General features: G+C 62.9%; 27 protein-coding genes. 13 read left to right on the top strand and 14 right to left on the bottom strand.

What is annotated here, in order from left to right; genetic code table 11:
* Positions 1-21: 21 nt before the first annotated feature.
* Together A3M3_RS0115120 and A3M3_RS25395 are read right to left on the bottom strand one after the other, a co-directional pair.
* Positions 22-393 carry an SPW repeat domain-containing protein gene (locus A3M3_RS0115120; RefSeq protein ID WP_331280366.1) on the bottom strand — a complete coding sequence of 124 codons (372 nt, stop codon included), beginning with the start codon at positions 391-393 and terminating at the stop codon, positions 22-24.
* A gap of 14 nt (positions 394-407) precedes the next feature.
* Positions 408-902 carry a universal stress protein gene (locus A3M3_RS25395; RefSeq protein ID WP_051423215.1) on the bottom strand — a complete coding sequence of 165 codons (495 nt, stop codon included), beginning with the start codon at positions 900-902 and terminating at the stop codon, positions 408-410.
* 193 nt (positions 903-1,095) lie between these two features.
* Between A3M3_RS25395 and A3M3_RS25390 the strand changes: the two genes are divergently transcribed.
* Complete coding sequence (locus A3M3_RS25390; RefSeq protein ID WP_035741854.1) at positions 1,096-1,794, top strand: response regulator; 699 nt, start codon at positions 1,096-1,098, stop codon at positions 1,792-1,794.
* A 3-nt stretch (positions 1,795-1,797) separates the two neighbouring features.
* Here A3M3_RS25390 and A3M3_RS0115105 read toward each other — a convergent pair whose 3' ends face one another.
* Positions 1,798-3,516 carry a sensor histidine kinase gene (locus tag A3M3_RS0115105; RefSeq protein WP_028267022.1) on the bottom strand — a complete coding sequence of 573 codons (1,719 nt, stop codon included), beginning with the start codon at positions 3,514-3,516 and terminating at the stop codon, positions 1,798-1,800.
* A 172-nt stretch (positions 3,517-3,688) separates the two neighbouring features.
* On the opposite strand from A3M3_RS0115105, the gene A3M3_RS0115100 reads away from it, so the two are divergent.
* The 6 genes from A3M3_RS0115100 to A3M3_RS0115075 all read left to right on the top strand — a co-directional run bounded on the left by A3M3_RS0115100 (position 3,689) and on the right by A3M3_RS0115075 (position 8,926).
* Positions 3,689-4,159: a pyridoxamine 5'-phosphate oxidase family protein gene (locus A3M3_RS0115100; protein WP_028267021.1), complete on the top strand. Its 471-nt coding sequence runs from the start codon at positions 3,689-3,691 to the stop codon at positions 4,157-4,159.
* A gap of 66 nt (positions 4,160-4,225) precedes the next feature.
* Positions 4,226-4,690: a pyridoxamine 5'-phosphate oxidase family protein gene (locus tag A3M3_RS0115095; RefSeq protein WP_028267020.1), complete on the top strand. Its 465-nt coding sequence runs from the start codon at positions 4,226-4,228 to the stop codon at positions 4,688-4,690.
* Positions 4,691-4,742: 52 nt separating this feature from the next.
* Positions 4,743-5,810, top strand: coding sequence for a zinc-dependent alcohol dehydrogenase family protein (locus tag A3M3_RS0115090; protein ID WP_028267019.1), 1,068 nt, complete (start codon positions 4,743-4,745; stop codon positions 5,808-5,810).
* 27 nt (positions 5,811-5,837) lie between these two features.
* A complete protein-coding gene (locus A3M3_RS0115085; RefSeq protein WP_028267018.1) occupies positions 5,838-6,479 on the top strand; it encodes an NADPH-dependent F420 reductase in 642 nt (213 codons plus the stop codon).
* A 32-nt stretch (positions 6,480-6,511) separates the two neighbouring features.
* Entirely contained in the window at positions 6,512-8,428 is a 1,917-nt protein-coding gene (locus tag A3M3_RS25385; protein WP_081736917.1) for a heavy metal translocating P-type ATPase, read from the top strand.
* 45 nt (positions 8,429-8,473) lie between these two features.
* On the top strand, positions 8,474-8,926 hold the full coding sequence (locus A3M3_RS0115075; protein ID WP_028267017.1) for a universal stress protein: 453 nt from the start codon (positions 8,474-8,476) through the stop codon (positions 8,924-8,926).
* 40 nt (positions 8,927-8,966) lie between these two features.
* Here the strand turns inward: A3M3_RS0115075 and A3M3_RS0115070 are convergent, their stop codons facing one another.
* Positions 8,967-9,755: a universal stress protein gene (locus tag A3M3_RS0115070; protein WP_028267016.1), complete on the bottom strand. Its 789-nt coding sequence runs from the start codon at positions 9,753-9,755 to the stop codon at positions 8,967-8,969.
* Between the two features lie 177 nt (positions 9,756-9,932).
* On the opposite strand from A3M3_RS0115070, the gene A3M3_RS25380 reads away from it, so the two are divergent.
* From A3M3_RS25380 to A3M3_RS0115050, 4 genes are all read left to right on the top strand, one after another.
* Positions 9,933-11,135 carry an acetate/propionate family kinase gene (locus tag A3M3_RS25380; protein WP_051423214.1) on the top strand — a complete coding sequence of 401 codons (1,203 nt, stop codon included), beginning with the start codon at positions 9,933-9,935 and terminating at the stop codon, positions 11,133-11,135.
* A 97-nt stretch (positions 11,136-11,232) separates the two neighbouring features.
* Positions 11,233-13,659, top strand: a complete 2,427-nt coding sequence (locus A3M3_RS0115060) for a phosphoketolase family protein (RefSeq protein ID WP_028267015.1) — start codon at positions 11,233-11,235, stop codon at positions 13,657-13,659.
* Positions 13,660-13,698: 39 nt separating this feature from the next.
* Positions 13,699-16,176, top strand: coding sequence for an HAD-IC family P-type ATPase (locus A3M3_RS25375; protein ID WP_231497276.1), 2,478 nt, complete (start codon positions 13,699-13,701; stop codon positions 16,174-16,176).
* An 80-nt stretch (positions 16,177-16,256) separates the two neighbouring features.
* Positions 16,257-16,700, top strand: coding sequence for a pyridoxamine 5'-phosphate oxidase family protein (locus A3M3_RS0115050; RefSeq protein WP_028267014.1), 444 nt, complete (start codon positions 16,257-16,259; stop codon positions 16,698-16,700).
* Between the two features lie 41 nt (positions 16,701-16,741).
* Here A3M3_RS0115050 and A3M3_RS0115045 read toward each other — a convergent pair whose 3' ends face one another.
* Positions 16,742-17,185: a pyridoxamine 5'-phosphate oxidase family protein gene (locus A3M3_RS0115045; RefSeq protein ID WP_028267013.1), complete on the bottom strand. Its 444-nt coding sequence runs from the start codon at positions 17,183-17,185 to the stop codon at positions 16,742-16,744.
* A gap of 328 nt (positions 17,186-17,513) precedes the next feature.
* Here A3M3_RS0115045 and A3M3_RS25370 point away from each other — a divergent pair, with 328 nt between their 5' ends.
* Together A3M3_RS25370 and A3M3_RS0115030 are read left to right on the top strand one after the other, a co-directional pair.
* A complete protein-coding gene (locus tag A3M3_RS25370; protein WP_051423213.1) occupies positions 17,514-18,221 on the top strand; it encodes a cytochrome b N-terminal domain-containing protein in 708 nt (235 codons plus the stop codon).
* On the top strand, positions 18,218-19,171 hold the full coding sequence (locus A3M3_RS0115030; protein ID WP_231497275.1) for a hypothetical protein: 954 nt from the start codon (positions 18,218-18,220) through the stop codon (positions 19,169-19,171). The genes A3M3_RS25370 and A3M3_RS0115030 overlap by 4 nt, the downstream gene beginning before the upstream one ends.
* A 30-nt stretch (positions 19,172-19,201) precedes the next feature.
* On the opposite strand, the gene A3M3_RS0115025 is transcribed toward A3M3_RS0115030, so the two are convergent.
* The 9 genes from A3M3_RS0115025 to A3M3_RS28130 form a co-directional block, all read right to left on the bottom strand.
* Positions 19,202-19,687: an FMN-binding protein gene (locus A3M3_RS0115025; RefSeq protein WP_028267011.1), complete on the bottom strand. Its 486-nt coding sequence runs from the start codon at positions 19,685-19,687 to the stop codon at positions 19,202-19,204.
* Entirely contained in the window at positions 19,684-21,003 is a 1,320-nt protein-coding gene (locus tag A3M3_RS0115020) for a ferredoxin reductase family protein (RefSeq protein WP_231497274.1), read from the bottom strand. The genes A3M3_RS0115025 and A3M3_RS0115020 overlap by 4 nt, the downstream gene beginning before the upstream one ends.
* Positions 21,004-21,158: 155 nt before the next feature.
* The gene (locus A3M3_RS25365) at positions 21,159-22,451 is read right to left on the bottom strand and encodes a sensor histidine kinase (RefSeq protein WP_051423211.1); all 1,293 of its coding nucleotides are present in this window, start codon (positions 22,449-22,451) and stop codon (positions 21,159-21,161) included.
* Positions 22,448-23,119, bottom strand: a complete 672-nt coding sequence (locus A3M3_RS0115010) for a response regulator transcription factor (protein ID WP_028267009.1) — start codon at positions 23,117-23,119, stop codon at positions 22,448-22,450. Before A3M3_RS0115010 ends, A3M3_RS25365 begins: the two co-directional genes overlap by 4 nt.
* A 37-nt stretch (positions 23,120-23,156) precedes the next feature.
* Positions 23,157-23,351, bottom strand: coding sequence for a ferredoxin (locus tag A3M3_RS27550; protein WP_231497342.1), 195 nt, complete (start codon positions 23,349-23,351; stop codon positions 23,157-23,159).
* A gap of 26 nt (positions 23,352-23,377) precedes the next feature.
* Positions 23,378-24,601: an NADH-ubiquinone oxidoreductase-F iron-sulfur binding region domain-containing protein gene (locus A3M3_RS0115005; protein ID WP_051423210.1), complete on the bottom strand. Its 1,224-nt coding sequence runs from the start codon at positions 24,599-24,601 to the stop codon at positions 23,378-23,380.
* On the bottom strand, positions 24,598-25,167 hold the full coding sequence (locus A3M3_RS0115000; RefSeq protein WP_035741848.1) for a ferric reductase-like transmembrane domain-containing protein: 570 nt from the start codon (positions 25,165-25,167) through the stop codon (positions 24,598-24,600). The genes A3M3_RS0115005 and A3M3_RS0115000 overlap by 4 nt, the downstream gene beginning before the upstream one ends.
* The gene (locus A3M3_RS0114995; protein ID WP_035741846.1) at positions 25,164-26,096 is read right to left on the bottom strand and encodes an FAD:protein FMN transferase; all 933 of its coding nucleotides are present in this window, start codon (positions 26,094-26,096) and stop codon (positions 25,164-25,166) included. The genes A3M3_RS0115000 and A3M3_RS0114995 overlap by 4 nt, the downstream gene beginning before the upstream one ends.
* Positions 26,096-26,365, bottom strand: coding sequence for a hypothetical protein (locus A3M3_RS28130; RefSeq protein ID WP_155854389.1), 270 nt, complete (start codon positions 26,363-26,365; stop codon positions 26,096-26,098). The genes A3M3_RS0114995 and A3M3_RS28130 overlap by 1 nt, the downstream gene beginning before the upstream one ends.
* Positions 26,366-26,535: the final 170 nt, after the last annotated feature.

Here is a 26,535-nt window from a genome sequence, read left to right as displayed (position 1 = left end):
CGCCCGATCCGGAGTTGCAGGCTACGGGGCCGGCAACACGTGATGGTGACGGTATTCCTCCGTGCTGGGCTTGATTGCCAACGCCGTGACAACCAAGGCGACCGCGCCGGGAATCCAGGCGCTCCAGGCGGCGCCTGTCATGGACACGAAGCCTCCAAGCCATGGCGTCAGGAGGAGGACGACGGCGAACGCGGCTTGGGCCCATTCCGCTGCCGGCATCCCGGGCACAGCAAGGTTGGTGACTCCAGCGGCGACCAGAAGGACGCCAAGGATGATCATGAAGGCTGTGGACGATCCACCTTGCCCTGTCCACAGCACCGAGAGTGCGGCATAGGCTCCGGCGGCGATAACCGTCCAGTCCTGCCAACGTATCCACTTTTTCATCTGGATCATGCTCCTTTGATCGGTTAGGGGTTTCTGGTGACCGCCTCGGACGTGCCGGGACGGGGCTCGGAAGGTTCTTTTGACTCTGGCGCGTGCACGACGAGAACGGGGCAAAGAGCATGGGCCACGCAGGCTGCGCTGACGGAACCGAGCAACAGTCCATTGAACCCGCCGTGTCCGCGCCGTCCGACCACGAGCAAGGAGGCGAATCGGCTGGCGTCGATGAGCGACTGCCGGGCGCGGCCAAGGACAAGCCTGGTATGGACGTTCCGGGGCAGTTCCGGGCCGAAGGCCTTGGTCATGGCGTCATGAAGGATTTCGGATGCCTGGTGGCTGAATCCATCCCTCCCCATCATTTCGTAAGCCTCATGGCCCGCCGGGAAATCCCAACAGATCCAGCCTTCGACGTTCGCCCCTAGCGCCGATGCGAGACGGTAGGCTTGGCGCAGGGCCTCGATGGAGGCATCGGATCCGTCCACACCGACGATGATTTTTTCCGGCCGGGCGCGCGTGGCCATGATGCTCCTTCCCGGTTCCTTCTGTTTCTCTAAGAATGGGCAGAAAAATCGCCGCCAAACAGGGCCGAAAGTCATTGCATCCGTCTGGGTACTTCGGCCCTTGTTTGCCGTTGGCTAGCGGTGAACAATGACATAGCCGGGCAACCATGGCGGGCCCGTGCAACTGCGGCCACGGCTGCCGGACAGGAGGATCATGGAACGCCCCGTCTCACCCCAAAGCGACGCTGGGGTCCTTGGTGCGCCACCAATCCGCGTCTATGTCCTTGACGATCACGAGCTTGTCCGCCGGGGGCTGCAGGAACTGCTGGAAGGCGAAGGCTTTGTGGTGGTGGGAATGTCTGGTTCCGCGGAGGAGGCTGCCCGGCGCATTCCGGCGTTGCACCCGGATGTGACGGTGCTGGATGCCCGGTTGCCCGACGGCACCGGCATCGAAGTTTGCCGGGAGGTGCGCTCTGTGGATCCCACGCTGAACTGCTTGATATTGACCAGTTACGACGACGAACAAGCCCTTCGTGGAGCGGTTCTAGCGGGCGCGGCGGGGTATGTTTTGAAGGAGATCGGCGGCACTGACCTCCTCGGTGCGCTTCGCAGGGCTGCGCGGGGTGAGTCCTTGTTTGATGCGGCAGTGAAAGCGAAAATTATTCAGGGCCTCATAGAGCCTCAGCGGGTGGATCCCAGGGTATCCTCACTGACTCCCCAGGAACGACGGGTCCTGGATCTGGTGGGCCAGGGCCTGACGAACCGGCAGATCGGGGAACAGATGCTACTGGCCGAGAAGACCGTGAAGAACTATGTGTCCTCGATGTTGGCCAAGTTGGGATTCGAACGTCGCACCCAGGCAGCTGTCTACATTGCGCAGGGAGCGGAACCGGACACCGCAGCCGGGCACTGACGTTCAGCGGAGGGGAATCGACCACACCAGGATGGTCCCCTCCCCGGGCGTTCCGGTGACGTCGAATGAACCGCCAAGCTCCTGGGCCCGTTGTTTCATGTTTACCAGGCCGCTCCCGGGCACGGGATTACTGAAGCCTTTCCCATTGTCTTCAATGATGAGGGTCATCGTGTGGTTCCCAGCCGACACTGAAACGCTGATCGCTTCGGCGTGCGAGTGGCGGACCGCGTTGCTGAGGCCCTCGGAGATGACCGCGAGCGTATTGGTGACGGTTCGGTCGTCGAGCACTGAATCGACAGCCCCGTTGAGCGTCAGGTGCGGGGCGAAGGGCAAAGACTTGGTGGCATTGCGGACGGTCTGCAGTATGCGGCTGCTCAGCAGTTCCTGCTCCCCTGAACTGGCCCGCAGGGAGTAGATGGTGTTTCGAAGATCCCGGATGGTTTCGTCCAATTCCACTGTGACCGCATCGATCCGGGTCAACGCAGGTTCGCTGGTGGTGAACCGCCGTAGGCTTTGGATGCTGAGTCCAGCTGCGAAGATGCGCTGGATGACGACGTCGTGCAGGTCCCGGGCGATGCGATCCCGGTCCGAGAAGACCATCAGCTGTTCACGGAGCCGGTGGATTCGGTCGAGCTCCAGAGCCAAGGCAACATGTGAGCCGAAGACGGCGCCCATCTCCACATCCGTCTGCGCGAACGGTCCCGTTCCAGGCGAACGGACCAAGAGCAGGAGACCATGATGGGAGCCTTGGGCGCTGAGATCGATCGCCAGGAGTCTTCCTTTGGTCACGCCGTCGACCGGGCCGAGGATGTCGCCCGCGTCGTCTATGCAGGCTGGGACGCCCGTGGCGGCGACTGCCCTGATGGCGGCAGAATCCATGGGCAGGATGTTCCCCGCGAATTCTGTTCTGTCCGCTCCTGCAACTCCCACGACGCTGTACAAACCGACACCGCCATCCGGGACCAGGATCAGGGCCAGCCGCGATCCCGATTCCTGTAAAGCACGGTCGGCAATCAGGTCAAGCTCGACATTGTCCGGCTCGACCACCCGCTGGTCGCCGAGCATCCGGCCCGTCACGTCCATGCACGCTTCGAGCCAGGACGCCCGCCGGCGGGCGTCCTCATAGAGGCGAGCATTCTCGATGGCCACCCCGGCAGCAGCGGCCAACGCGACAGCGAGATCCTCGTCCTCCGGGGTGAAGTCACCTCCGCCTTCTTTTTCCGTCAGGTACAGATTGCCGAAAACGACGTCACGGACCCGTACCGGGACGCCGAGAAAGGACTTCATCGGTGGATGGTTTTCGGGGAACCCATAGGACTTGGGATGTTGGCGCAAATCATGGAGTCGAAGCGGCGCGGGTTCGCTGATCAGCAGGCCGAGGACACCGTGCCCGGTCGGTAGCGGCCCGATGCGGCTTGCGAGGTCTTCGTCGATCCCGACCGTGATGAAATGACTGAGCGACTTGTCGTCACCGATGACCCCCAGCGCACCGTAGCGAGCCCGCAGCAGACGGCATGCAGAATTGACTACCCTGTCCAGAACGGCCTCAAGGCTCAAATCCTCGGCGACCGCGACAACAGCTTCCAAGAGCCCCCGCATGTGCTCCTGAGCATCGACAAGCTCGCCGGCACGGGCTAGGAAGTCCCTGAGCAGGTCTTCGATTCGGATCCCGGTGACGGGCGGATGCTCAGCCCGCACAGGGTCTGGAATGGAGCCGTTCATCTACTGCCTTTCGAGCGGTACAGCCCACGCAGGGCAGGTAACCCGTGTCGTGGCAGGTGGCGTATCCGATGCCAGACTACTCCCGAGACCGGTGTTCCTCCAGATGGAGCGTAGCGTGGCGAGGGTCTTTGTGCCCTGTTTCCCGTCCATACCCCGGCGTAGCCTCTGCCACATGACGAACAAGCCCGCAACACCAGAGCCAGAGGTCCTGCAATCTCAACAGTGCTGGGAACTCTTGCGCGGCGTCTCGGTGGGACGCCTCGCCGTCTGGGTGGGAGACCACCCCGACATCTTTCCGATCAACTACAAGGTGGACCACGGAACCCTCGTCTTCAGGACCGGGGAAGGAACCAAACTCCACTCGGCCCTGGGCGAAACACCCGTGGCGATGGAGGCCGACGGCGTCAACCCCGACACCGGGGTTGCATGGAGTGTGGTGGTGAAAGGGCAGGCTGTCGCCATCAAGCTCACCCAAGAAGTTCTGGATACCATCGGGCTGCTTCTCTTCCCGTGGCAAGCGGGCCGCAAAGACCACTTTATCCGCATCGTCCCGACGTCGATCACGGGGCGCCGCTTCACCGTCACCCCTCCCCTGACGTGGTGGAGTCCCCTCGACGACGCGACCCGCGCCGGCCTTGAATGACCGGGGGCGGTTGCTCGGGTCTAAAGCCCCTAACGACTGCGGACAGCCGCCGGTAGCGTCAGCGTCATGAACCCTCAATCAGCGGATCCGATTGAAAGACTAAGCCCTGACGAATGCTTTGAGCTGCTACGCCAAGCCACGGTGGGCAGGCTGGCCGTGATTGTTGAGAACCACCCAGATATCTTTCCGGTGAACTACGTCGCGGACCAAGGTTCCATCGTCTTCCGGACCGGCATCGGCACGAAATTCTGGAGCTCGATGCGGGACCCCTGTGCGCTGGAACTCGATGGCTTCGATGCTGGCTCCGGTAAAGCGTGGAGCGTCGTGGTCCGCGGCCAGGTGCACCTCATTGTCGACCGGGAGGAAAAAGCCGCGGCCAATGCCCTCCACCTGGATCCTTGGCAACCGGGCAACAAGAGCCACTATCTGCGCTTGAGCCTGGATGCCGTCACGGGTCGACGTTTCAAGGTCAACCGGCCCGATATCTGGAACACTCCCGTATGGGATGCCCGATCCGAATTGTTCCACTAACTTTGCTGCCGGCATCGCCGACGGTACCGTTTGACTCCTTGAATGGACCATCATGAAAGCACTCGTCTATGGCGGACCTGGAAACAAGTCTTGGACTGACGTTCCGGATCCGCGCATCATCACCCCCACCGACGCAATCGTCCGCATCGATACCACCACGATCTGTGGAACCGACCTGCACATTCTCAAAGGCGATGTGCCTGCCGTCCAGGAGGGGCGGGTCCTCGGGCATGAGGGCGTCGGAACGGTGACCGAAGTGGGCTCCTCAGTCACCGGGATCAGGACCGGCGACCGCGTCCTGATCTCCTGCATCAAATCCTGTGGCCATTGCAGCAATTGCAAGAAAGGCCTCTACTCACATTGCTCGGGAGAGGAAGGCCAAGCCGGAATCGGTTGGATATTCGGCCATCTCATCGATGGCACCCAGGCCGAGTACGTGCGCGTCCCTTACGCCGACAATTCCCTCTACAAATTGCCCCACGGCGTCACCGACGACCAAGCCGTCATGCTCTCCGACATTTTGCCCACGGCATTCGAAATCGGAGTCCAGGCCGGTCATATCAAGCCAGGGGACGTCGTCGCGATCGTCGGCGCCGGTCCTATCGGCCTGGCTGCGATGGCTACATCAGGCCTCTACGGCGCCGCCACCGTCATTGCCATCGACCCCGACGAAGGTCGGCTGGCCCGGGCTCGGGAATTCGGGGCAACCGAAGTCGTGAACCCCGAAAACCCCGGGTGGATCAGTGACGTAATGTCCTACACCGACGGCGCAGGCGTGGATGTAGCCATCGAAGCCGTCGGGATACCGGACACCTTCGACATGGCGCTACGGCTCGTGCGCCCCGGCGGAAATGTGGCCAACATCGGCGTTCACGGAAAATCCGTTGAACTGCGCCTTCAGGACCTCTGGATCCGCAACATCAACATCAGCATGGGCCTCGTCAACACCAACACGACCCCGATGTTGCTCCGGCTGGTCGCCCAGCACAAGATCCCCGCCGAAAAATTCGCGACCCACCACTTTACCTTGGCACAGATCATCGATGCCTACGACACCTTCTCAAGGGCAGCGGAAACACATGCCCTGAAGGTCGTCCTCAGCCGAGAATCCCATCACTAAAAGGCCGCAACAGAAGGAGCCGTTGAAATGTCAGATATCACCATCGTCGGAAGCGGGCACATGGCCCGTGCAATCGGCGTCCGCATGATCCAGGCCCGGAAGTCCGTGCAAATCGTCGGCCGCAACCCCACACAGACCCAGGCCCTGGTTGAATTCCTGGGAGCAGGGGCAACCGCCGCAAGCGACGGGGACGTACCCGAGGGTGGCATCGTGATCCTGGCCCTGCCTCACAGCTCCGCCCTGGAAATCGTCCGGTCCTACTCCGGCCAGCTTTCCGGAAAGGTTGTAGTTCACATCAGCAATACTGTCGACCCCTCAAACTTCGATCAATTGACAGTTCCCAACGGCACCTCCGGCGCCGAAGAAGCGGCTGCCCTCCTCCCGGAGGACGCCGATCTGGTCAAGGCTTTCAACACCTGCTTCGCCGGCCCCTTGGAGAAAGGTGCCGTGGGATCCGAACCTCTGGATGTGTTCATCGCAGGCGATTCCGAGGATGCAAAGGTGCAGGTCAGCGCCGTCGTCGCCGCCTCAGGGCTGCGGCCCATCGACGTCGGCCCGCTGCGCCGCGCCCGCGAGCTGGAGGCCTTCATGCTCGTCATCATGGGGCTCCAGGTCAACCCACAACACCTTCACTTCAACTGGGACACCTCCCTGAAGCTCCTTCCCTGAGGAGCACCCAGGATGAGGCGGGTCCCGTGACCATGATCCTGCGTTTTCCGCTCGTAGCGGCCACACTCCTCGCGGGAGCGTGCGTAGGGGTCCTGCTGGGCGTTGGCCAAGTGCCGGCTGCACAGTCGACAGCAACCATCTATGCCTTGGCCGTGGCCGCGTACCGAGCCGTGTCCATGCTCCGCGACCTTTTCCGGGGACGGTGGGGCATCGATTTGCTGGCGGTGATGGCCATCGTCAGTACCCTCCTGGTCGGGGAATACATCGCCTCGCTCATCATCGTGCTCATGCTCACGGGCGGGGATGCACTCGAGGAATTTGCCCACGGACGGGCCACGCGCGAGCTGAAGGCCCTCCTCGAACGGGCGCCCCGGACAGCCCACCGTGAGACCCCGGGCAAGCCCGTGGAAGAGGTGCCCGTGGGGATGGTTCGTTCCGGAGACACCCTCTTGGTCAAACCCTCCGAAATCATCCCTGTAGACGGACGCCTGCTCTCGGCAGCAGGGGCTTTCGACGAATCATCGCTGACCGGCGAGAGCCTTCCGGTCGAACACGTCAGGGGCGACACGCTGTTGAGCGGCTCTGTCAACGGCGAGGAAGTTATTCGCCTGGTTGCGAGCAACACTGCCGCAGACTCCCAGTACAGCCGGATCGTGGCCCTGGTCCAAGAAGCTGCGGCCAGCCGCGCACCCACCGTCAGGCTTGCGGACCGATATGCCGTGCCCTTCACGGTCTTTGCCATCCTGTTGGCCGGGCTCGCTTGGTACATCAGCCACGATCCAGAACGGTTTGCCCAAGTACTGGTGGTTGCGACACCATGTCCTCTGTTGATCGCCGCGCCTGTGGCCTTCCTCGCCGGCACCAGCAGGGCAGCCCATTCGGGGATCATCGTCAAGAATGCGGGTACCCTCGAACAACTGGCGCGGATCAGGACGGCGGTCTTCGACAAGACCGGCACGCTCACGCAAGGGCGCCCCACGCTAGAGGACATATACGTCTCCCCGGCCGCCCACGGCATTTCAGCCGCCCGGCTAATCCAACTCGCAGCGTCCGCTGAACAGTCTTCCTCCCACGTCCTGGCATCCTCTGTGGTTGATGCCGCACGATCCCGCGGCCTGCCTCTGCTTCCTGTCAGCAGCGCCAACGAACACGCGACCCAGGGGGTCACCGCAACATGCGGGAACCAGACCGTGGTGGTGGGCAAAGCTTCCTTCGTTGGCCCGGCAACAAGCGGCTTCAAAAGGGCAGACCTGGCCAGCGGACAACTTGCGATCTACGTCGGCGTGGACGGAGCTTTCGCCGGAACGCTTATCATGAGCGACCCCTTGCGGAAAAACGCGGTGGCCACCTTGGAGCAGCTGCGGTGGCTGGGCGTGCAGGAGACCATGCTCCTGACCGGCGATACCCCATCCACCGCGGAACATATCGCGGAAGAGGCAGGGATAACCCGGGTCCTGGCCGATTGCCTGCCTGCCGACAAGGTCGCTGCCGTCGCTGCGCTGAACAAGCGCCTAGTGATGATGGTCGGCGACGGAGTCAACGACGCACCTGTCCTCGCCGCAGCCGATGTCGGGATAGCGATGGGTGCCAAGGGAGCAACCGCGGCCAGCGAGTCGGCCGACGTCGTCATCATGCTCGATGACTTATCCAAGGTGGCCGCCGCCGTCGACATCGGCAGGCACACCATCCATATCGCACGCACGAGCATCTGGACCGGCATCCTCCTCAGCGTCGGGCTCATGGCCATGGCAGCTTTCGGTTTTGTCCCGGCCGTGGCTGGCGCCCTCCTCCAGGAACTGGTAGATCTCGCCACCATCCTGAATGCGCTCCGGGCATTGGGACAAGGCCGACAATCTACAAGCCGGCACGCCGAGCGAAACACTGTGTCGCTTGGTCCTGAACGGTCTCTCCCGCCGGCTTCCCTGCACGGGCCGAAAACGAAGCCGTGACCTTCGACCCTAGCCCACAGACCCGTCTCTAGACAGGGTGGAACAATGAACACAGAACCATCGTCGAATCGGATCATTGTGGGCGTGGACGGCTCCGAATACTCATCAGCAGCATTGCGGTGGGCAGGACGGATGAGCGAGCGGTTGGACACTCCGCTGGAAGTAATCACTTGTGTCGGCATGCCGGATCTCTTTTTCTCTTCGCGCATGGAGACCGGGATGACCAAATTCTCGGGCGAATTGGAAGAATCTGCCAGGCAATTGGTGGAACAAGCGCTGGACCGGGCTTTTGACACAGACAGACCGGAGAATGTGGGCATTACAGTCAGGTTCGGCGCGCCCGCCAAAGTCCTGGTTGAGGAAAGCCGGAATGCCCGGCTCCTCATCGTTGGCCGCCACGGAGAGGGCGGGTTCCTGGGACAAGCCATAGGTTCGGTAAGCCGGGCATGCGCGGCACACTCACAGTGCCCTGTCTTGCTGGTAGGCCAGAACGACTAGGAGAAATAAGTCCGATCGCTTACGATGCGGCGCTCACGCCTTAAGCGGGGCGGGTTATCAGGGTCGGGCACTGGATGTTGAGCAGCACGTGCTGAGCCACGGAGCCGACGAGAACGCGTGCCCCGCCCCTTCCCTTGCAGCCCATCACCAGCAGCCGCGCACGGGTTCCGGCCTCAAGGAGCGCCTCGGCCGGGGCGCGCTCCAAGTCCAGCATCTCGTGTACGAGCAGACCCGGGTGCTGCTCGGCCAGGCGCTGGACCGCTGCCGACAATAGCACCCGCCCTTCGGGCTCTCCTGCATGGAGGATCACGAGTTCCTGTCCCATTCGCTGTGCCTCGCTGGCGGCCCGCTCGACGGCGAGATCGGAATCATCTGAGCCGTCGACGCCAACCACCACTCCGGACGACTCATGGGGTGAAGGAGCAGGGACGACCGCGACGGCGCAATGGCTGATGACCGCTATTTGAAAGCTGACCGAACCGAATCCTTCGCCATGGTTGTCAGGGCGCCTGTCGGTTCCCACAACGACCATTTCGGCCCCTGCGGAAAGTTTGCGCATAGTCTCGGCCGGTTCTCCGGAATTCAGCGTCGTGACCACATCCAGGGAGGGAATCCGTGCGGCGACCCGTGCCGCTTCTCCTTTCAGCAGATCCTTGGCTTGCGCCATCGCGTTCTCGTGGCGGCCCTCCTCCGGAAACGCCCATGGCTCAGGAACTACGTGGACCAGCTGAAGCTGCAGACCGAGATCGTGGGCCCGTTCAGCTGCCCAGTCCGTGGCAGCACTGCCGATCGCGGACCCATCGACACCAACAATGATCTGTTTGTTCACTAGCGCACGTGCCTTCCTGGAACCCGCAGCAATCTCTCCCCAGTGTCGTCGGCTACGCCGGCACCGGGCAAGGGCCGGAAGACCCTCCCGGCGAACGCAATTGCCGGGTTATGGTCCTCGAGGAGTGTTGCGTCCCAAAACCCCTATGCTGTGTGATCTTCGCGAAAGGACATCGGTGTGCTGATCCTTGTCTTGAATCCAGGTTCCTCGTCCCTGAAGTTCCAGCTACGGCGGAGCGGAACATCCGAAACGGTGCCGGGCGTCCTGCTGGATCGCGTTGTCGAAGGGAAGCAAGGGGACGCGCTCGATCCCGGCTTTCTGGGCGACGTCTACGACACTATCGACGCCGCCATCCGGGACTTTACCGGCGGAACACACCCTGACGCCATCGGTCACCGAGTTGTTCACGGCGGAGATCGCTTCAGTTCCCCGGTCCGCGTCACTCCAGACGTTATGGGAACTATCGAGGAGCTGGAAGAGTTGGCTCCGCTCCATAACGCAGCAAGCGTGGCTTGCATGCGTGCCGCGACTGAGCGCTGGCCGGACACGCCGCAGGTGGCAGTTTTCGACACGGCTTTCCACCGCACGATTCCCGAGCATGCCTCCCGATATGCCCTTCCGGAGGACCTGGTTACTCGACACGCGATCCGACGCTACGGCTTCCACGGGATCTCCGTAGAGATGGCTTCCCGCGACACAGCGGCGTTTCTGGGAGTACCAGTGGACTCGCTGAACGCTGTGGTGGCGCACCTTGGCAACGGCGCCTCTGTGACCGCCGTCAAAAACGGCCGCAGCGCCGACACGTCCATGGGCATGACCCCTCTGGAGGGGTTGGTGATGGGTACCCGGTCCGGCGATCTCGATCCGTCAATTGTCACGCTGCTGCAGCGCCACGGCCTCAGCCTGGACGAGGTGGACGAGCTCCTCAACCATCGCGCGGGCCTGCTGGGACTGGCCGGATCAGCCGACATGCGCGCGATTCAGGACGCTGTGCAAAGCGGGGATCCCCGTGCGATCCTTGCCTCGGACATGGCCGCCTACCGGCTGGCAAAATACATCGCCGCCTACAGCATGGTGGTCGGCGGGGCCGAGGCCTTGGTCTTCACAGGCGGGATCGGCGAACATTCCAGTCCGTTCAGGTCCCGGGTCATGTCACTGCTCCGGCCCCTCGGCCTCTTCATCGACGAGGACAGGAACCATTCCGCCGCAGCCGGTGCCCGCCTTATCAGCACCGACGGATCGGCGTTTCCGGTCCTGGCCTTACCGAGCGACGAGGAACGCGCCATCGCGGAGGCGACAGCCGCCGTCGTGCTTTCGCAGGATCCGGCGAACCGGAGCCCCGATGAAATAGAAGCATGGCCTAGGGCCAAAAGGCCCTAACCACTCCGACGGCGCTCTGGCAGTGTGAAGACCAGACGAGGCAACGCGCCAGATACGCGTGCCTTCGGCACGCCCTCGACCCGGAAGAGACAAGCCTATGGAACGCGGACCCGCCGAGACAGAACCTGCGAACGAAGACTTCGAGCTGCTGCACCGGTATTGGTCCGCCGCCAACTACCTCACCGTGGCCCAGATCTACCTTCAGGAAAACCCTCTACTGAGGGAGCCGCTGCTCCCGCGCCACATCAAGCCCCGGCTCCTGGGCCACTGGGGAACCAGCCCTGGCTTGTCGTTGATCTACGCCCACCTGAACCGCCTGATCAGGCGAACTTCAGCGGAAGTCCTGTTCGTCGCTGGTCCGGGCCACGGCGGCCCCGCCGTCGTCGCCAACGTCTATCTTGAGGGCACCTACTCCGAGATCTATCCCAAAGTGGGGACGGACCTCCAGGGACTCCGCCGCCTTGTCCGGCAATTTTCGACGCCGGGCGGGATCGCGAGCCATGTCGGACCTGCCACTCCCGGGTCCATCCACGAAGGGGGCGAGCTCGGCTACTCCCTGATGCACGCCACGGGCGCGGCCATGGACAACCCCGGGCTGATCGTCGCCTGCGTCATCGGTGACGGCGAAGCCGAGACCGGTCCACTGGAAGCATCATGGAAGGCGCCAGCCTTCCTCAATCCGGCCCGCGACGGCGCCGTGCTGCCCATCCTCCATCTGAACGGGCACAAGATCTCCGGTCCGAGCGTCCTGGGCCGGAAATCCAACGAAGACGTCGAAGCGCTCCTCAGGGCCCATGGCTGGGATCCGGTGACCGTCACAGGCGAGGACCCCTACCTCGTCCACCGTGCCCTGGCCACCGCGATGGACGAGTCCTATGGGCGCATCCGCGAACTGCAAGCCCAGGCGCTCGCCCAGGGCGTGCACGGTCCGGTACCCTGGCCCGCCATCATCCTGCGGACACCCAAAGGGTGGACCGGTCCGGGCATCGTCGACGGCCTTCCCATCGAAGGAACCTATCGCTCCCACCAAGTGCCCCTGGCAAACGTTCGCGAAAATCCCGAACACCTGGCCCAACTGGAGGCCTGGATGCGCTCCTACCGGCCCGAAACCCTCTTTGACAGCACGGGCCGGCTCGTCCCCGAACTAGCCGCACTCGCACCGGAGGGCAGCCTTCGCATGAGCGCATCCGGTGTGAGCCGGGGCGGCACCGTCACTGCCCTTGAGATTCCCGACCTGGAACAGTACGCACTGGCAACGGACCCGCGGGGGTCGGTGGTCCATGAAACCACCAGGCCCCTGGGAGAACTGCTCCGGGACATCTATTTCGCCACCGCCGACAACCCGCGGTTCCGGCTTTTCTGCCCGGACGAAACCAACAGCAACCGGCTCGGTGCCGTCTTCGAGGCCACCGACCGCTGCCTTCTGGAACCTGCCGGGGAGGGGGAACATCCCCTCGCCGAAGACCATGTCTCACCCGAAGGCAGGGTCATGGAAGTCCTCTCCGAGCACCTCTGCCAGGGCTGGCTCGAGGGCTACCTCCTCACTGGCCGCCATGGCCTCTTCGCCAGCTATGAGGCCTTCGCGATGGTCAGCGCTTCGATGACCATCCAACACGCCAAGTGGCTCCAGCACGCAAGGGAACTTGAATGGCGCGGGCCCGTGCCGAGCCTGAATATCCTGCTGACCTCCACCTGCTGGCGCAACGACCACAACGGATTCAGCCACCAAGGACCCGGACTGATCGACGCAGTGTTGTCCCTCTCGGGGACCGTCACCCGCATCTACCTGCCGCCGGACGCGAACACCCTTCTTGTCACGGCCGAGCACGTCCTGCGCAGCAGGGACTACGTGAATCTGGTGGTCGTGGACAAACAGCCGCACCCGCAATATCTGACCCTGGAAGAGGCACGGCGACACGCCGCGGCAGGAGCGTCCATCTGGTCCTGGGCTGGTAACGAAGAACCGGCCGGACACGAGGAACCGCACGCCGGCCGAGCCGATCCCGACGTCGTCTTGGCCTGCGCCGGGGACATCCCCACCGAAGAGACCCTGGCTGCAGCCTGGCTACTGCAGGAGCACCTGCCCGAACTGGTGGTCCGTGTTGTCAACGTTATGGATGCCATGGTTCTTCCACCCCGCAACACCCATCCCCACGGCCTGTCCGACGAGAAGTTCAAAGAACTGTTCACGGCCGACGGAGAGGTCATCATGGCATGGCATGGCTACGCCCGCGCACTCCACCAACTCCTGCATGGCAGACCCCGCCCCGAACGGTTCCACGTCCGCGGATACAACGAACAAGGAACCACCACCACCCCCTTTGACATGGTGGTCTTGAACCAGATGAGCCGCTACCACCTGGTCCTTGAAGCGCTGCGGCGTGTTCACCGGCAAGTGGTGGGCGCGGATGAACTCGTCGACTTCTGCCGTACGCGGTTGGAGGCACACACGCGATACATCCGGGAGCATTTCGAGGACCTCCCGGAAATCCGGGACTGGGCCTGGACACCGCATCTCCCCTAGCGCTCGAGCGGAAGCCAGCCTCAAGGAGTGCGACAACCCGTGACCGAGCAACCAGACCTGAGCCATTCTCGCACCGACGTGCGTTGCAGAGCCATGGGCTCCGGGCTGTCCAGCGCCCAGGTCACGGTCCGAACCGAAGCAGGACTGGACAACCGGACTTCCTTCAGTTCAAGCAGAACCCTGTGGCAGATCATCCGGACGAACCTCCTGACGCTGTTCAACGCGATCGTGGGCTGCAGCTTCGTGCTCCTGCTTCTCTTGGGTCAATGGAAGGATGCACTCTTCGGACTAACTGCTGCCGGCAACTTCCTCATTGGCATCGTTCAGGAATACCGGGCCAAGAGGGCGCTGGACCGGATTGCCATTCTCAATGCCTCCCCCGCCCGGGTGATCCGCGATGGCATCGCGCAGGACATTGACGTGCAGGAGATCGTCCGCGACGACGTCCTCCTGCTGCGCATCGGCGACCAGGTGCCAGCGGATGCGACCATCGTCGACGGCGATGGCCTGGAAATCGACGAATCGCTCCTGACAGGCGAATCGGCCCCCGTAAACAAGGGCCCGGGATCCGAAGTGCTCTCCGGATCCATCGTCGTGGCCGGGCACGGCAAGGCGCGCGTAGTCAGCGTCGGCAGCGACTCCTTCGCCAGCAAGATGACCGCCGAGGCCAAGCGGTTTTCCATGGTCAACTCCGAGATTCGCAACAGTCTCAAGAGGATCCTCCGTTGGGTCACGTGGCTCTTGCTCCCGGTGGTCCTCCTCGTGGCCAACGGTCAGATGCAGGCCAACGGCGGTTGGGAGCAGGCCATCACAACGGGCACTTGGAGGAGTGGTGCAGTGGGAGCGGTCGCGAGCGTCATCGCCATGATCCCCTTGGGCCTGGTGCTCCTGAGCAGCGTCGCTTTCGCGGTTGGCGGGATTCGGCTGGCTCGTGAGAACGTTCTGATCCAGGAGTTGGCAGCCGTGGAAGGCCTGGCACGCGTGGACATGCTCTGCCTGGACAAGACGGGCACCCTCACCGAAGGCAGGCTCGTGTTCGACGCAGCACATGAAGTCGCCCCGTCGCTGGACTACGACTGGAAACAGGTTCTGGGCTGGTTTGGTGCAGATCCCCAGGCCAATGCGACCGCCCGCAGCCTCGCCGACGCTTTCCCGTCCGACGGCGGCCTCCGCCCGACCTCGACGGCGCCATTCTCTTCCGCGCGAAAATGGAGCGCGGTCACCTTCAGCGGGGGCCGCTTCGTCTCCGGCACATGGATACTGGGGGCTCCGGAGATCGTCCTTCGCGAAGGCACCCTAGGCACAGCTCGCGCCCTTGAGGACGCAACATCCCTGGCTTCGTCCGGGCTGCGCACCATGGTCCTGGCCTATTTGCCGGGACCATGGCCCGTACAGGATGCCGGGGAGGAGCAACCACCTGCCGGCTGTGCGCCAATATGCTTGCTGACCTTCCGGGAGAAAGTGCGCCCGGACGCGGCGAAGACCCTCGCCTACTTCCAAGACCAAGGCGTGGATGTGAGAATCATCTCCGGCGACGATCCCCGCACTGTCGCTGCCGTCGCCCGTGAGCTCGGACTCGACGCGGAAGACGGGTACGACGCACGGCAACTGCCAAAGGATCCGGACCTGATGCTGGCAGCACTGGAGAGCAATGTGGTCTTCGGGCGCGTCACGCCGGAACAGAAAAGGGACATGGTCCTTGCGTTGCAACGTGGAGGCCACACTGTCGCGATGACCGGGGACGGTGTCAACGATGCACTGGCACTCAAGGAGGCCGACATCGGCATTGCCATGGACTCGGCTGCGGCCGCCACTAAGGCGGTCTCCCGCCTGATCCTCCTGGACGGGCGTTTCGACAGACTTCCCGGCGTGGTCGCAGAGGGCAGACGCGTCATCGCCAATATCGAACGGGTTTCGGTCCTGTTCCTCAGCAAGACGGCTTATGCCATCGCCCTCTCCATCACCTTCGGATCACTCCTGTGGGAATTTCCGTTCCTGCCACGCCAACTCTCCGCAACGGACGGCCTCACCATTGGAATCCCGGCATTCTTCCTCGCCCTCATGCCCAATAACCGCCGCTACACCCCTGGGTTTCTTAAGCGCTCCCTCTCATTCGCCGTGCCCGCCGGGCTCGTCGTCGCAGCGGCCGTTTTTGCGGTCAACGTTTACGCCACCGACGTCGGAAGCTACACAACTGATGCCACCCGGACTGCTTCCGTTCTCACGCTCTCACTCACGGGCCTATGGATACTGACAGTCATCTCACTCCCGCTCAACCTGCGACGATCAATCATCATCGGAGCGATGTACCTCGGCTTGGTCTTTACGCTGACCGCGCCCCTCCTCCAAGACTTCTTCGGCTTGGAGTGGCCTCCGAACGATCTTCTCCTGGCGTCCCTTGGCAGCGCCCTCACAGGAATGCTCGCCATCGGCGCCCTCCACCGGCTCCACAACCGGCGAGACGCGCTGACCTCTCCGGGTCTTTCGGCCCTACACCGGGAGAAGGCCCCTCAATAGTCTTCAGGGAGCCGCTTAGTCTTCAAACTCCGCGTTTCGAATCCTGATCCACGGACTAGATCTAGACAACAGGAGCAGACATGTCCCTCCCCAGCATGGATCCAGGCCGCGCGGACGGCGGACTGCACGTTGCCGAAGAACTCAGCCAAGAACAATGCTGGGAACTCCTCCGTTCAAAGGCCACCGGCCGTTTCGGCTTCATCGAACAGGGCCGGGTGGTAATCCTGCCGGTCAATTATGTGGTTGATGGCCACTCCATCTACTTCCGGACTACCGGGGATGGATCCATTGCCGGGGCGGTCCCGTCACCTGAGTCGACCTTTCAAATCGACGATTCACGTGCCGATCGGAGCGAGGGTTGGTCGGTCTTGTTGAGCGGGGCCTCTTCCCGCGTTGAGGACCAGGATCTTTTGACCCGGCTCTGGGGAAAGGTCATGGCGGAGCCATGGGCCGGCGGAGCACGGAATCTCTTTATCCGGATCCAAGCGGACCGGGTCAGCGGACGCCACGTGCATCTGAAGTGAGCCAGCGGTAGCTTCGGATCTTTTCAGGCAGAAGATGTTGTTCAGTACAAGTCGCTAGCGGTCAGCTCGTCGTTTTCCGGTCCGCGTTGAATCCGTCTCCCCGAGACGGATGTCGGGACAATCTCGACAAAGACCCGTTTCCTCACGGAGGTCATTTGTTGGCGCGGGATCTTCTCTGCCGCTTCAATTTCTGCACCGGAGTCCAGTTGCCGCGCCTTTCCTTTCACCACGACGCTCCAGACGGACTGGCTGCCTACCCCATCGGTCTCCAGCGCAACGTTCTCGTTTATCGTGAGTGCGAATAACTTCTCCCCGGGATTTGTGCGGAGGAGGATCTTCCTGCCGTGGGCGACGAAATTGATGGGGTAGATCTCAGGTTCGTTGGCGATGCTCAGTGCCAATCGTCCCAACGATGCGTCCGAAAGGATTTTCCAGCATTCTTCCTCATCCAGGATTTCTACGGTGTCCTCGGTATCCGGTGTCATGGTGCATCCTTTCAATGGTCGCCTACCCGGCTTTTCCAGCATGCACGCGGCGGGCACCATTCAATAGGGCCGTTCGACCCGTGCCTGTTTGTCAGCAAGCTTGTAGCGTCGTTTTTACGGGAAGCTTCCCGCCCAAGGTTCGCCTTCACCGAAAGAGGCCCGTGATGCTCGGAATGAAGCCGGCGGATGCTGGAATGCCAGATCCCGGAATCTATTTCCAGTGGGGTGACTTCCTGATCCAATTCGGCAATCTGGTAGTCATTGCCACGATGCTCGTGTTATTCATTCTTGCCTTGGTCCTTCCGTTCCCTGGCCGAAAAAGCCGGAAATGACCGCCGATCACAGCCCGCTTTCGAGTGCTGGCGACGGTGAACCGCGTTTTTCCACATGGACAGGAAAAGCCCGCGGCTGGGCCCTGCGCCGGCTCCCGCCTGACAAGCTCCTTCCGGAGGGCCAGCCTAGCTACGTGTCGTCGTGGATTTACGTCTTCGGCATGGGCGCGGTTGCCGCATTCGTCTACATCCTCGGTACCGGTGCCCTACTGGCGTTGAATGGTCCTACATGGTTCCATGTCTCAGCCTTGGGGCGTTTCATCAACAGCACCCATCTGTGGAGCGTTGAACTGTTCTTCATGTTCATGGTGATCCACCTCTGGGGTAAATTTTGGATGGCCGCTTGGCGGGGCGGGCGCGTGCTGACGTGGATTACCGGGATGCTCGCGTTCGTCGTCTCGATCGTCACGGCGTTTACCGGGTACCTGCTTCAAACAAATTTTGACTCGCAATGGATTGCTTTCCAGGCAAAAGACGCGCTAAACGCCGTCGGGGTGGGGGCGTGGTTCAACGTGGCCGATCTGGGCCAGATACTTATGTGGCACATCACGCTCCTTCCAGCGGCCGTCGCCGTCGTCGTCGCCCTCCACGTTGTTCTTGTACGGATGCACGGAGTGGTGCCGCCATTGGAAGCTGCGGCATCCGACGCCCAGCTAAGCTCAACGGCACCAAACCCGGCCACCGAGAGCGAGAACCTGAAATGACCAAGTCCCCGGTGTCAACCTCGTGGCGCACGCGTAACGACATCGCCAGCAAGCCATGGTCCGGCACGTTGCGTGAATACGATCTGTTCAAGGAACTCGTTGTTGGAGTGGTCGTTGTCGGTCTGCTTGTCCTCGGGCTCTCCGCAGTCTTCAGCTCGCCGGACGACCCCAGTGTGACCCTCAAATCCTGGGCCGTGGCCCAGCCCGCGGACTTCGTCTCAACAGCCACGGCCGAACTTGGCGGTACCAGCGACACTGCCGGGTACGGACCACCCTACAATTCGACGCCGGATGCCTCGCAAAAACTTGGCCCGATCGACTTGCAGAGCCTTTCGGGCGTTCGGCTCCCGATTGACACAGCCAACGACTTCGTCATCGGGCCGCTCCAGACCCTGCCAACACCCCCGGCGGCCATCGACGCGTGGACCAAGGCAAGCGATGCTCAGCGGACCGCCTGGACTGCCGCCTACACGGACGCACTCAGCAAAGCCACGGACAACGACCCGGCGAAAGTGTCCCCCGGCGACTACGGCCCGGTGCCGGCCCTGACCTCGGCCCTCCTGGCCATGGCACAGCAAGGCGCGCTGGATCCTGTGTTGAGCGCCAAGGGATCGTTCTACAACACCGACTACAAAGCCAGCATTTTGTTCCTTGGTGACGGCAGCTACTTCCCCGGTCTCGCCGACGCCCAGCATCTGACAGGCGACCAGTGGGGAATGATGAATGAAACCGGAAACTACCCGGGCCAGTCATGGCTGTGGCTGTTCTCAGCCCTCTACCAAGTGGAACCGTTCAAATCATCTCCGAACGCAGATGTCCTCGTCGTGTTTTCCATGGTGATCCTGACACTCCTCCTGACCCTGGTGCCCTTCATCCCCGGACTCAGGTCGTTGCCGCGCCGCATACCCGTGCACCGACTGATCTGGCGGGACTACTACAAGCACCGGTAGCGGCAAGCACAACCAGCCAGTCCCCGTCCGCTACCCCTTGAAGTTCGCCGCGTCGAGTGCCGCTTGCAGCGAATTGAGGTAACCCTGGCTGGTGTAAGTCGCCCCGCCCACTGTGTCCACGTTGGCTGACTGGCTCGACAGCACCTCGGATTTGAGCATCGGCACGGCCTGCTGGTCGATTTCGCCGGACAGCGACCCTACGTCGGTCAGCTGCAGGGGCACGACGTCGGTAATCTTGCCGCCGGCTATCACAGCCTGGACCTGAATCGTGCCATACCGCGTCTGGATCTGGCTGCCGTCGAAGGTTCCGTCTTTGGCACCAACACCGGCACCGGCACCGGCCGGTGCTGGAGGGCCGACGCTGTTGCCGGCCGCTGATTCAGTGCCCGACGGCGGACTGGCCGCCTTCGAGGTGGTGCCGCGGGGTGCGGAATCTCCCTGGTTTCCAGCATGCCAGCCAATCAGGAGGACGGCGGCGGAAGCGAGGCCGGCAAGTACGGCGCTGCGAGCTCTCACCAGCTGAACCTTTCGTAGTGGATCCGGAACCGGGGTACGCCGGCCCGTTTTGCGTCCTCGACCACCAGGTCGGTCCAGTCGCGTGGACCGCACACGAACACGTCGGCGTCCCGGAGGTGGGGAACGATCGTGGACAGGCTCATGCGGTGGCTGGCCTCACGGGCCGGCAGCCAGCTGTCATGGCCCCTCTTCGGACGGCGTCCCAGCAGGACATAGAGCGTTGCGGATTTCTTGGTGCAGAGTTTCTGGAGCTCGTGGTAAAGGTAGAGACCCTTCTCGTCCGGCGCCCGGACGATCACCGTCATCTCGCCAGGTCCAAAATCTCCCTGCTCAAGCAAAGAGATGATGGGCGTAATTCCGATGCCGGCTGCGACGGCGACCGCGCGGCGGGTGGTGCGGGCCCGGTCCGTAAAGAGCCCGTAAGGTCCCTCAATGCTAACTCTGGTGCCAATCCTCAGAGAGCTCAGCTCGGCGGTTCCGCCGCCCAGTTCACGAACAGTCACTTTCAGGCGAAGTACCCCCGGAGCCGCCGAAAGCGAGAAGGGGTGGGCGTGCCACCATAGCCCGCGCGACCAGAAGCGCCAGATGAAGAATTGGCCGCCACGGACCGGCAGGTCCGCCAGGGACCGTCCGCTCATCTCGATGGAGTACACCCCGGGCGCCTCGTTGACGATATTGCTGACTCGGAGATCGTGGCGCAGGGTCCGCAATACAGGAATGATGAACCGATAGACGAGCAGTGCGGCGGCGACCCCGAAGTAGAGGGTCAACCAGTAGTAACGCGCCCAGGTTCCGTCGGCGAATAATTGCCCGGTGCTGAACTGGTGCGGCAGGGCGGCGAGCACGGCAGCGTATGCCAGGAAGTGGACAACATGCCACGCTTCGTAGGGAAGTTTCCGCCGAACAACTACCAGTGACGTGATCACGACGACCGCCAGCAGCGCATACCCCAGGTATGCGATTTTCATGTCGGGCAACGAGATGAACATGTCCCATATCTGTGCAAACACATTCGATCGCGCCGTCAGCGCGTAGCCGATCCACAGCAGCAGCACATGTGAGGAAATGAGGTAGAAGACGGGTTTGCCCATCCGCTGGTGGACCAGCAATGCCCGGTCGTGGCCAAATGCCCGGTCAATCACCGGGAGCCGCGCTGCCAGGAGGAGCTGGATCAGCATCAGGTCGGTGCCCACAAGTCCGGCGATGATGCCGACGGCCGTAAAGGCGCCCGGAACGGTTTTGAATTCGACCAGTCCGCTGTCTGCCAGAAACAGTGCCAGCACAAGGGCCACCGACAGCCAGACAATCGTTTCCAACAGATCCGCCAGACGAGCCCGCCGCAGGTAGCGCGCCCGTTGTGGCATCCGCTGCTGACGGGCCGTCCGTCCCGTTGCTCCAGCCCGGGCCGTCAACTTGTCTCTCCCGCAGTGGCCCATGGTCTGTTCATGGTCGCAATGCTAGGTACGGGTTCTTAGAACATTCTTCGAAGCCTGGAAACGAAGGCTCGAAACCAGATACCGGCCGCAGGAGAGTTCCTGGAATTTCCCCGGATCATTGGCAGACGCACCATGATGACCGCTCCGGATGGTTGCGTACCGATTTCGGCCCGCCCGCCGTGCTGCGCCGCTACTTCGGCGACGAGGGCGAGTCCGAGGCCATAGTGGCGCGGCGAGGCGCCGTCTTCCGGGGCGGCGTCGGCAGGCGCCGCGGTGGCAAACCGTTCGAAGGCCCGCGGCTTGACGTCATCGGCAAATCCGGGGCCGTCGTCGCGGACCGTAATGACGAGAGTCCTTGAGTCTGTGGATACGCCCACGTCCACGTGTGTCCGGGCGAAACGAACGGCGTTGTCAAGCAACGCCACGAAAAGCCGGCGCAGCGCCGTTGGCGCGGCAGCGATCTCCACCGGGCCGGTTACGCCGCTTCGTTCAACCGTGACGCCGCGGTGTGCGGCGGAGGCCGAAAAAGACTCGACGACGTCGGTCGCCAGCCCTACGACGTCGACGTCCGTGAGTTCGACCCTCCGTGAATCCGCCGAGATGAGCAGATCCTCGAGCAATCGAGTCAGCGATCGCGAATCCTCGATCATGGCGTCCACGTCCGCCTCGATGTTCACGGGCCCATGAACTGGAGAAGATGCCAGGCGCCGCCGCAGCATTTGCGCACGCATACTCAGCAGGGTCAGCGGGGTGCGCAGTTCATGGCTTGCGTCCGCGACGAATCGGCGCTGTCGGTCAAGAGCCTCAGCCATGGGCCGCATTGTGCGCCGGGCCAACCAGACCGCCAGGAGGCTCGCCAACACCACCGCTCCCCCGCAGGTCAACAGCAGCGCGACTCCCAGACGGCTCAGCTCTTCCAGATTCTCGTGTCGATCGAACACCGCTTGGACGATTCGACCGCCGGAATCTGCGGTGCGGATGCTATACGAGCGACCCGCTATCGAAATGTCCTCCTCGGCGGCGACTCCGCTGGCAGCGACCGCCGCTATCGCCTTCAGGTCCGGTAATCCTGACGGCATCCCGGACGACACCGTCAAAGTGCCCTGGTTGGATATTGCCAGCCAGGTCCCGGCAGGCGCGTCCTGGATTGAATCCACGTGTTCGGTGGCTGTGGTCAGGAGGCGTTGAGCTGCTGTGGTCTGGCTCGTGCTCACAATCAACAGCACTGATGCGGCGATCGCCACGAGGAGCAACACCAGCAAAGCGCCGGTCTGCAGGGCCAGCCGCCAGGAGGAACGCTGCAGCTCGCCCTCGGCTTGGCCCGTCATGCGAGAGTGCCGATCCTATAGCCGACGCCGTGGACCGTCCGCACGCTCCCCCGGCCGAGCTTTCGCCGGAGGTAATGAACATAGGTGTCAACCACCCCTGCCTCTTCGGCGTTCGGAAAGACATACTCAAGAATCTCGCCGCGCCCGAAGACCCTGTTCGGCCAGCGCGCGAGCTCCTCCAGCAGAGCGCTCTCGCGTTCGGACAACACCACGACGGAACCATCGGAACGGGTCACGCTGCGCGATTCGAGGTCAAAATGACCACCGGTGATCCGCAAGGTGGTCGCGGTGGAGACATGCCGGCGTCGTAAGGCACGTAAACGGGCCAGAAATTCATGGACGTCGAAGGGCTTCGACAGGTAGTCCTCCGCGCCGGCGTCGAGTCCCTCGACCCTGTCGGCGGGATTACCCAATGCGGAGAGAATGAGCGCAGCAGTTTCGATACCCGCTCTGCGCAGTTTCATCAACAGGTTCAACCCGTCCAAAACCGGAAGGCCCCGGTCCAGAACCAGGACGTCGAATTCTCCGGTCAGGGCAAGGTGGAGGCCGTTCTGGCCATCCGAAGCGCTGGATACTTCGTAGCCCTCGCCACATAACAACTCTTCCAGCATTGCCCGAAGCTGCACGTCATCCTCGACCAAAAGAACGCGCGGCTTCATCTCATTCATAGTCGGAGTATAAGCGTCGGAACTGGGACAAACCGCGTCATTTACGCAGCATGAGCGCTTGTGTAGGGCATAGCGCCACTGCTTCCTGGGCCGCATATTCAAGGTTTTGAGGGATCGGGATTTCGGACCCGCCACGCCCCACCGGGTATCCCCAGTCATCGCGTGTGAGAAGTTCCGGAAGTAATTCAATACAAAGACCCCGGCCGTCGCATCGGGTCCAGTCGATATGCATTGTGGTGCGGGTCACCTTTCGCTCTGTCATTGCAGCGCCTCGCATCGCCCGCGCAAGTGGGCTTCGACGTCGGAGGCAAAGGCCATCAGGGCGCTGAGGGCAAGCCGGGCCGTCCCGTCCGGATGGGCGCAGCTACCCCGGCCGGTTACCAAGGCAGCAAGCCGGCTGATCTCCAGCGGAAGTCTCCCGCTGGCGTCTCCGTAAGCCAGACGCGCAAACTGGCTCGCCATGGCGGGTAGGCCATTGGTGCAAGGACCACACTGGCGCGCTGACTGGCCCGCCAAGTAGCCCAGAATGTCCGCAGTAGCTGCCAGGCCACAGGAACCGGCCCCCAGCGTCATAATGATTCCGGCACCGGTCCGGGCACCTACCGGAGCCAGGCCTTCCCTTGAGAACGGCGCGTCGAGTTGCTCGGCCGCGAGCCACGTGCCGTGGTATCCACCCACAAGGGCTGCACGGACGGCCTTCTGGTCGCCGCCGGTACTCACGAGGATCTCCGTCAAGCGCAGACCGGTCGGGATCTCGTAGACCCTTGGCCCGGCCGCGTTCCCGGACAGCGTGATGAGCCGGCTCCCTGGTGCGGAACCGGTACCGACGCTACGGAACCAGGCAGAACCGAAGCGGGAGATCAATGCGAGGTGGGCCAATGTCTCCACGTTGTGGACCAGTGTCGGCCTGCCGTTCAGGCCGCTGTCGGTCAAGCGCTTGGTTCGGTCGCGCGGGAGGGGCATGCCGCCGGAAATGGCGCTGACCACTGCCGTTGCTTCTCCGGAGATAAAGGTATCGGGGGCTTCGTGCAGGCGTATCCGCGCTTCCCCGCGTTCCGTGAAGGCCCGGGTGACAGGAGCCAGCTGATCCGCGCCGGCGTACAGATGCAGTTCCTTGGCGCCCAGGCTCCGGCCGGCGATCAGGAGGCCGTCGATCACCAAATGGGGGGCATTGTGCAGCAGCGCTGCGTCCTTTTTGCTCAACGGTTCGCCTTCTGCACCGTTGGCGACGACGACGGGCCGCCGGCCATCGCCGGGGACGGACGCGGCTTTTTGCCAAGCCGCGAACCCGGCCCCTCCGCGACCATCCAGCCCGGACCGGGCAAGTTCGTCGATCAACGCCGCCCGGTCCATGGCCGGAAGCGGACCAAAGGCTGCCTGGTGGCTGCCGTAATCGGCCGAACCGGCGGCGAACAACCGCGTTGTGCCGGCCGGGCCCGCAACATGGCCCGGCACGCTGATGGTGCTCTGATCCGATGTCATGGGCTTTCCCGGCTGCGTACGTTCCGATATTCGACGAAGTCTTCGTGCAACCTCCACGCGGTGGCCCCACCAACTGCTGTCAGGCAACACGCCGCGAGGACGAGGAACCAGAGCTCACGGCCGTTCGTACCGTTTCCTATGGCGTGCAGTACCGATACCGGCCACAACGCGTAGACCAGCCAGTGCACAGCTTTGAACGCCTTGGGACCGATCCTGTTGCGCAGCAAGGCGGTGATCGTTACGACAAGGAGCAGATCGAAGGCTATCGTCCCGAGTCCGAGCCAGAACGGCTGGTACGCGCCGAGGAAGGGAACGAAGAAGTCGAGCAGCCTGAGTTGGGCAAACGGATCAAAGAGCAAGGACACAACATGGACCACAACGAACAGGAGCGAAAAGAGTGAGACATTGCGGTGCACCAGTGTGACGGCAAAACGCGGGATTCCGACGACGGCTCGACCGGACCGGGTGCCAATGCCGAGCAGGACGGAAAGCGTCAGGAGCACGAGGGCCACCACGCCGGAGCCACGGCCCACGGCCCAAAGAGCCTGATCGAATACGGTGTTCATGATTGACTCGTCATCTCGTCCGGGGGCCAGGTGCCGACAGTGGTTACCCTGCCTGCACTGTCAACCAAGCGGGCAGGCACGCCGAGTTCCCTCAACCACGACGGCGCCCGGCGCCCCCGGACCACGCATGCCGTGGAGATTGTGTTGGCGTCCGCGCAACTTTTCGCCGCCACAGTGACCGTCCGCCAGACAGCTTCCGCCGGCAATCCGGTGCGCGGGTCGAGGATGTGGTGGACTTGCCGACCGGAATGGTTCCATCGACGCTTTTGCGTGCTGGAGGTAGCCAACGCGTAGCCGGAGCTCAGGCGTACGCACCCGGAGGGATCACTCGGCAAGTCCTGGACCTGTACCACCCACCCCTCCGGGGGCGCCTCCCCCGCAGTCGCCAGATCGCCGCCAAGAACCACCATGGCGCCACAGCCAAGGGTCGACGAAATCCGTTCCGCGGCCCAGTCGGCAGCCAGGGCTTTGCCGAGGGCACCAAAGTCAAGGAGTATCCCTGCGGGTACTGCCAGTCTGTTTTCGGTAAGTTCCATTCGGGTCCACGGCGGGGCAATCGTTGTCACAATCATTGATCCCGGTGACCCCGGCTCCCGGCCGCGGGGCACGTCGAGCAGAGCGAAATCGCGGTCGTACCCGAGTCCAAGCAATGCGCTTCCCAGTGTGGGGTCCACATCCCCGTCCGTCATTTCGGCAGCAGCCAATGCGCTGCGAACGATCGCCGCGAGTACATCGCTGATTTCCCGGCCGCCTAGCTGCCCCCGGAGGAGCATGAGCTCCGAATCGTCGCGGAAACGGCTGCACGCCATCTCGACTTCATGGCATACGCCTTTGCTTAGATCGACCGCTTGGTCGAGCATCGATGGTTCGGTGACGATGACAAATGCCTCGGTGCTCCATAGTCCCCAGCGTCGCGTCGCCGTTACCATCAGGATCCTGACGTTCGGCCCTGCGGGGCCGTTGATCCGGGCCCGACGGGCTGCACCGGCGATGTGGATGAATAGTGGTGGCGCGAGCCGTAGTTCGGAGTCGTCGACTCCCCCGTGTCACCCGAAGACGTGTTGCCCGAAGACGTGTTGCCCGTCGCGGCTGGAGCGGAGACTGCCGCGCCCACAACCAGCGCGCCCGCTGCGCTCGCGACCCCCACCCACGATGTCACTTGACGGGCAATCCTGTGGCCGCTTTCCCTGGAGTTCATGGCAGCCTCCTCGGCTGGTGCTTGACCGGTGTCACTGCGTTAATTCTAGGATTGCCAGCGTTAGCCTCGACTAAGCGTTTCCTGTATAGAAGCTGTGTAAATGTGCCCCGGTCTCCACCAAGGACACCGCCCCGGTCATCGGCGTCCAACGGCTGGTTCGCAAGGGTGTG

It is taken from the genome of Arthrobacter sp. MA-N2, from assembly GCF_000517125.1.
GTDB classification, from domain to species: domain Bacteria; phylum Actinomycetota; class Actinomycetes; order Actinomycetales; family Micrococcaceae; genus Arthrobacter; species Arthrobacter methylotrophus.
Note: the sequence above shows the minus strand (reverse complement) of the source record. Positions and strands in the feature narration are given on the sequence as shown.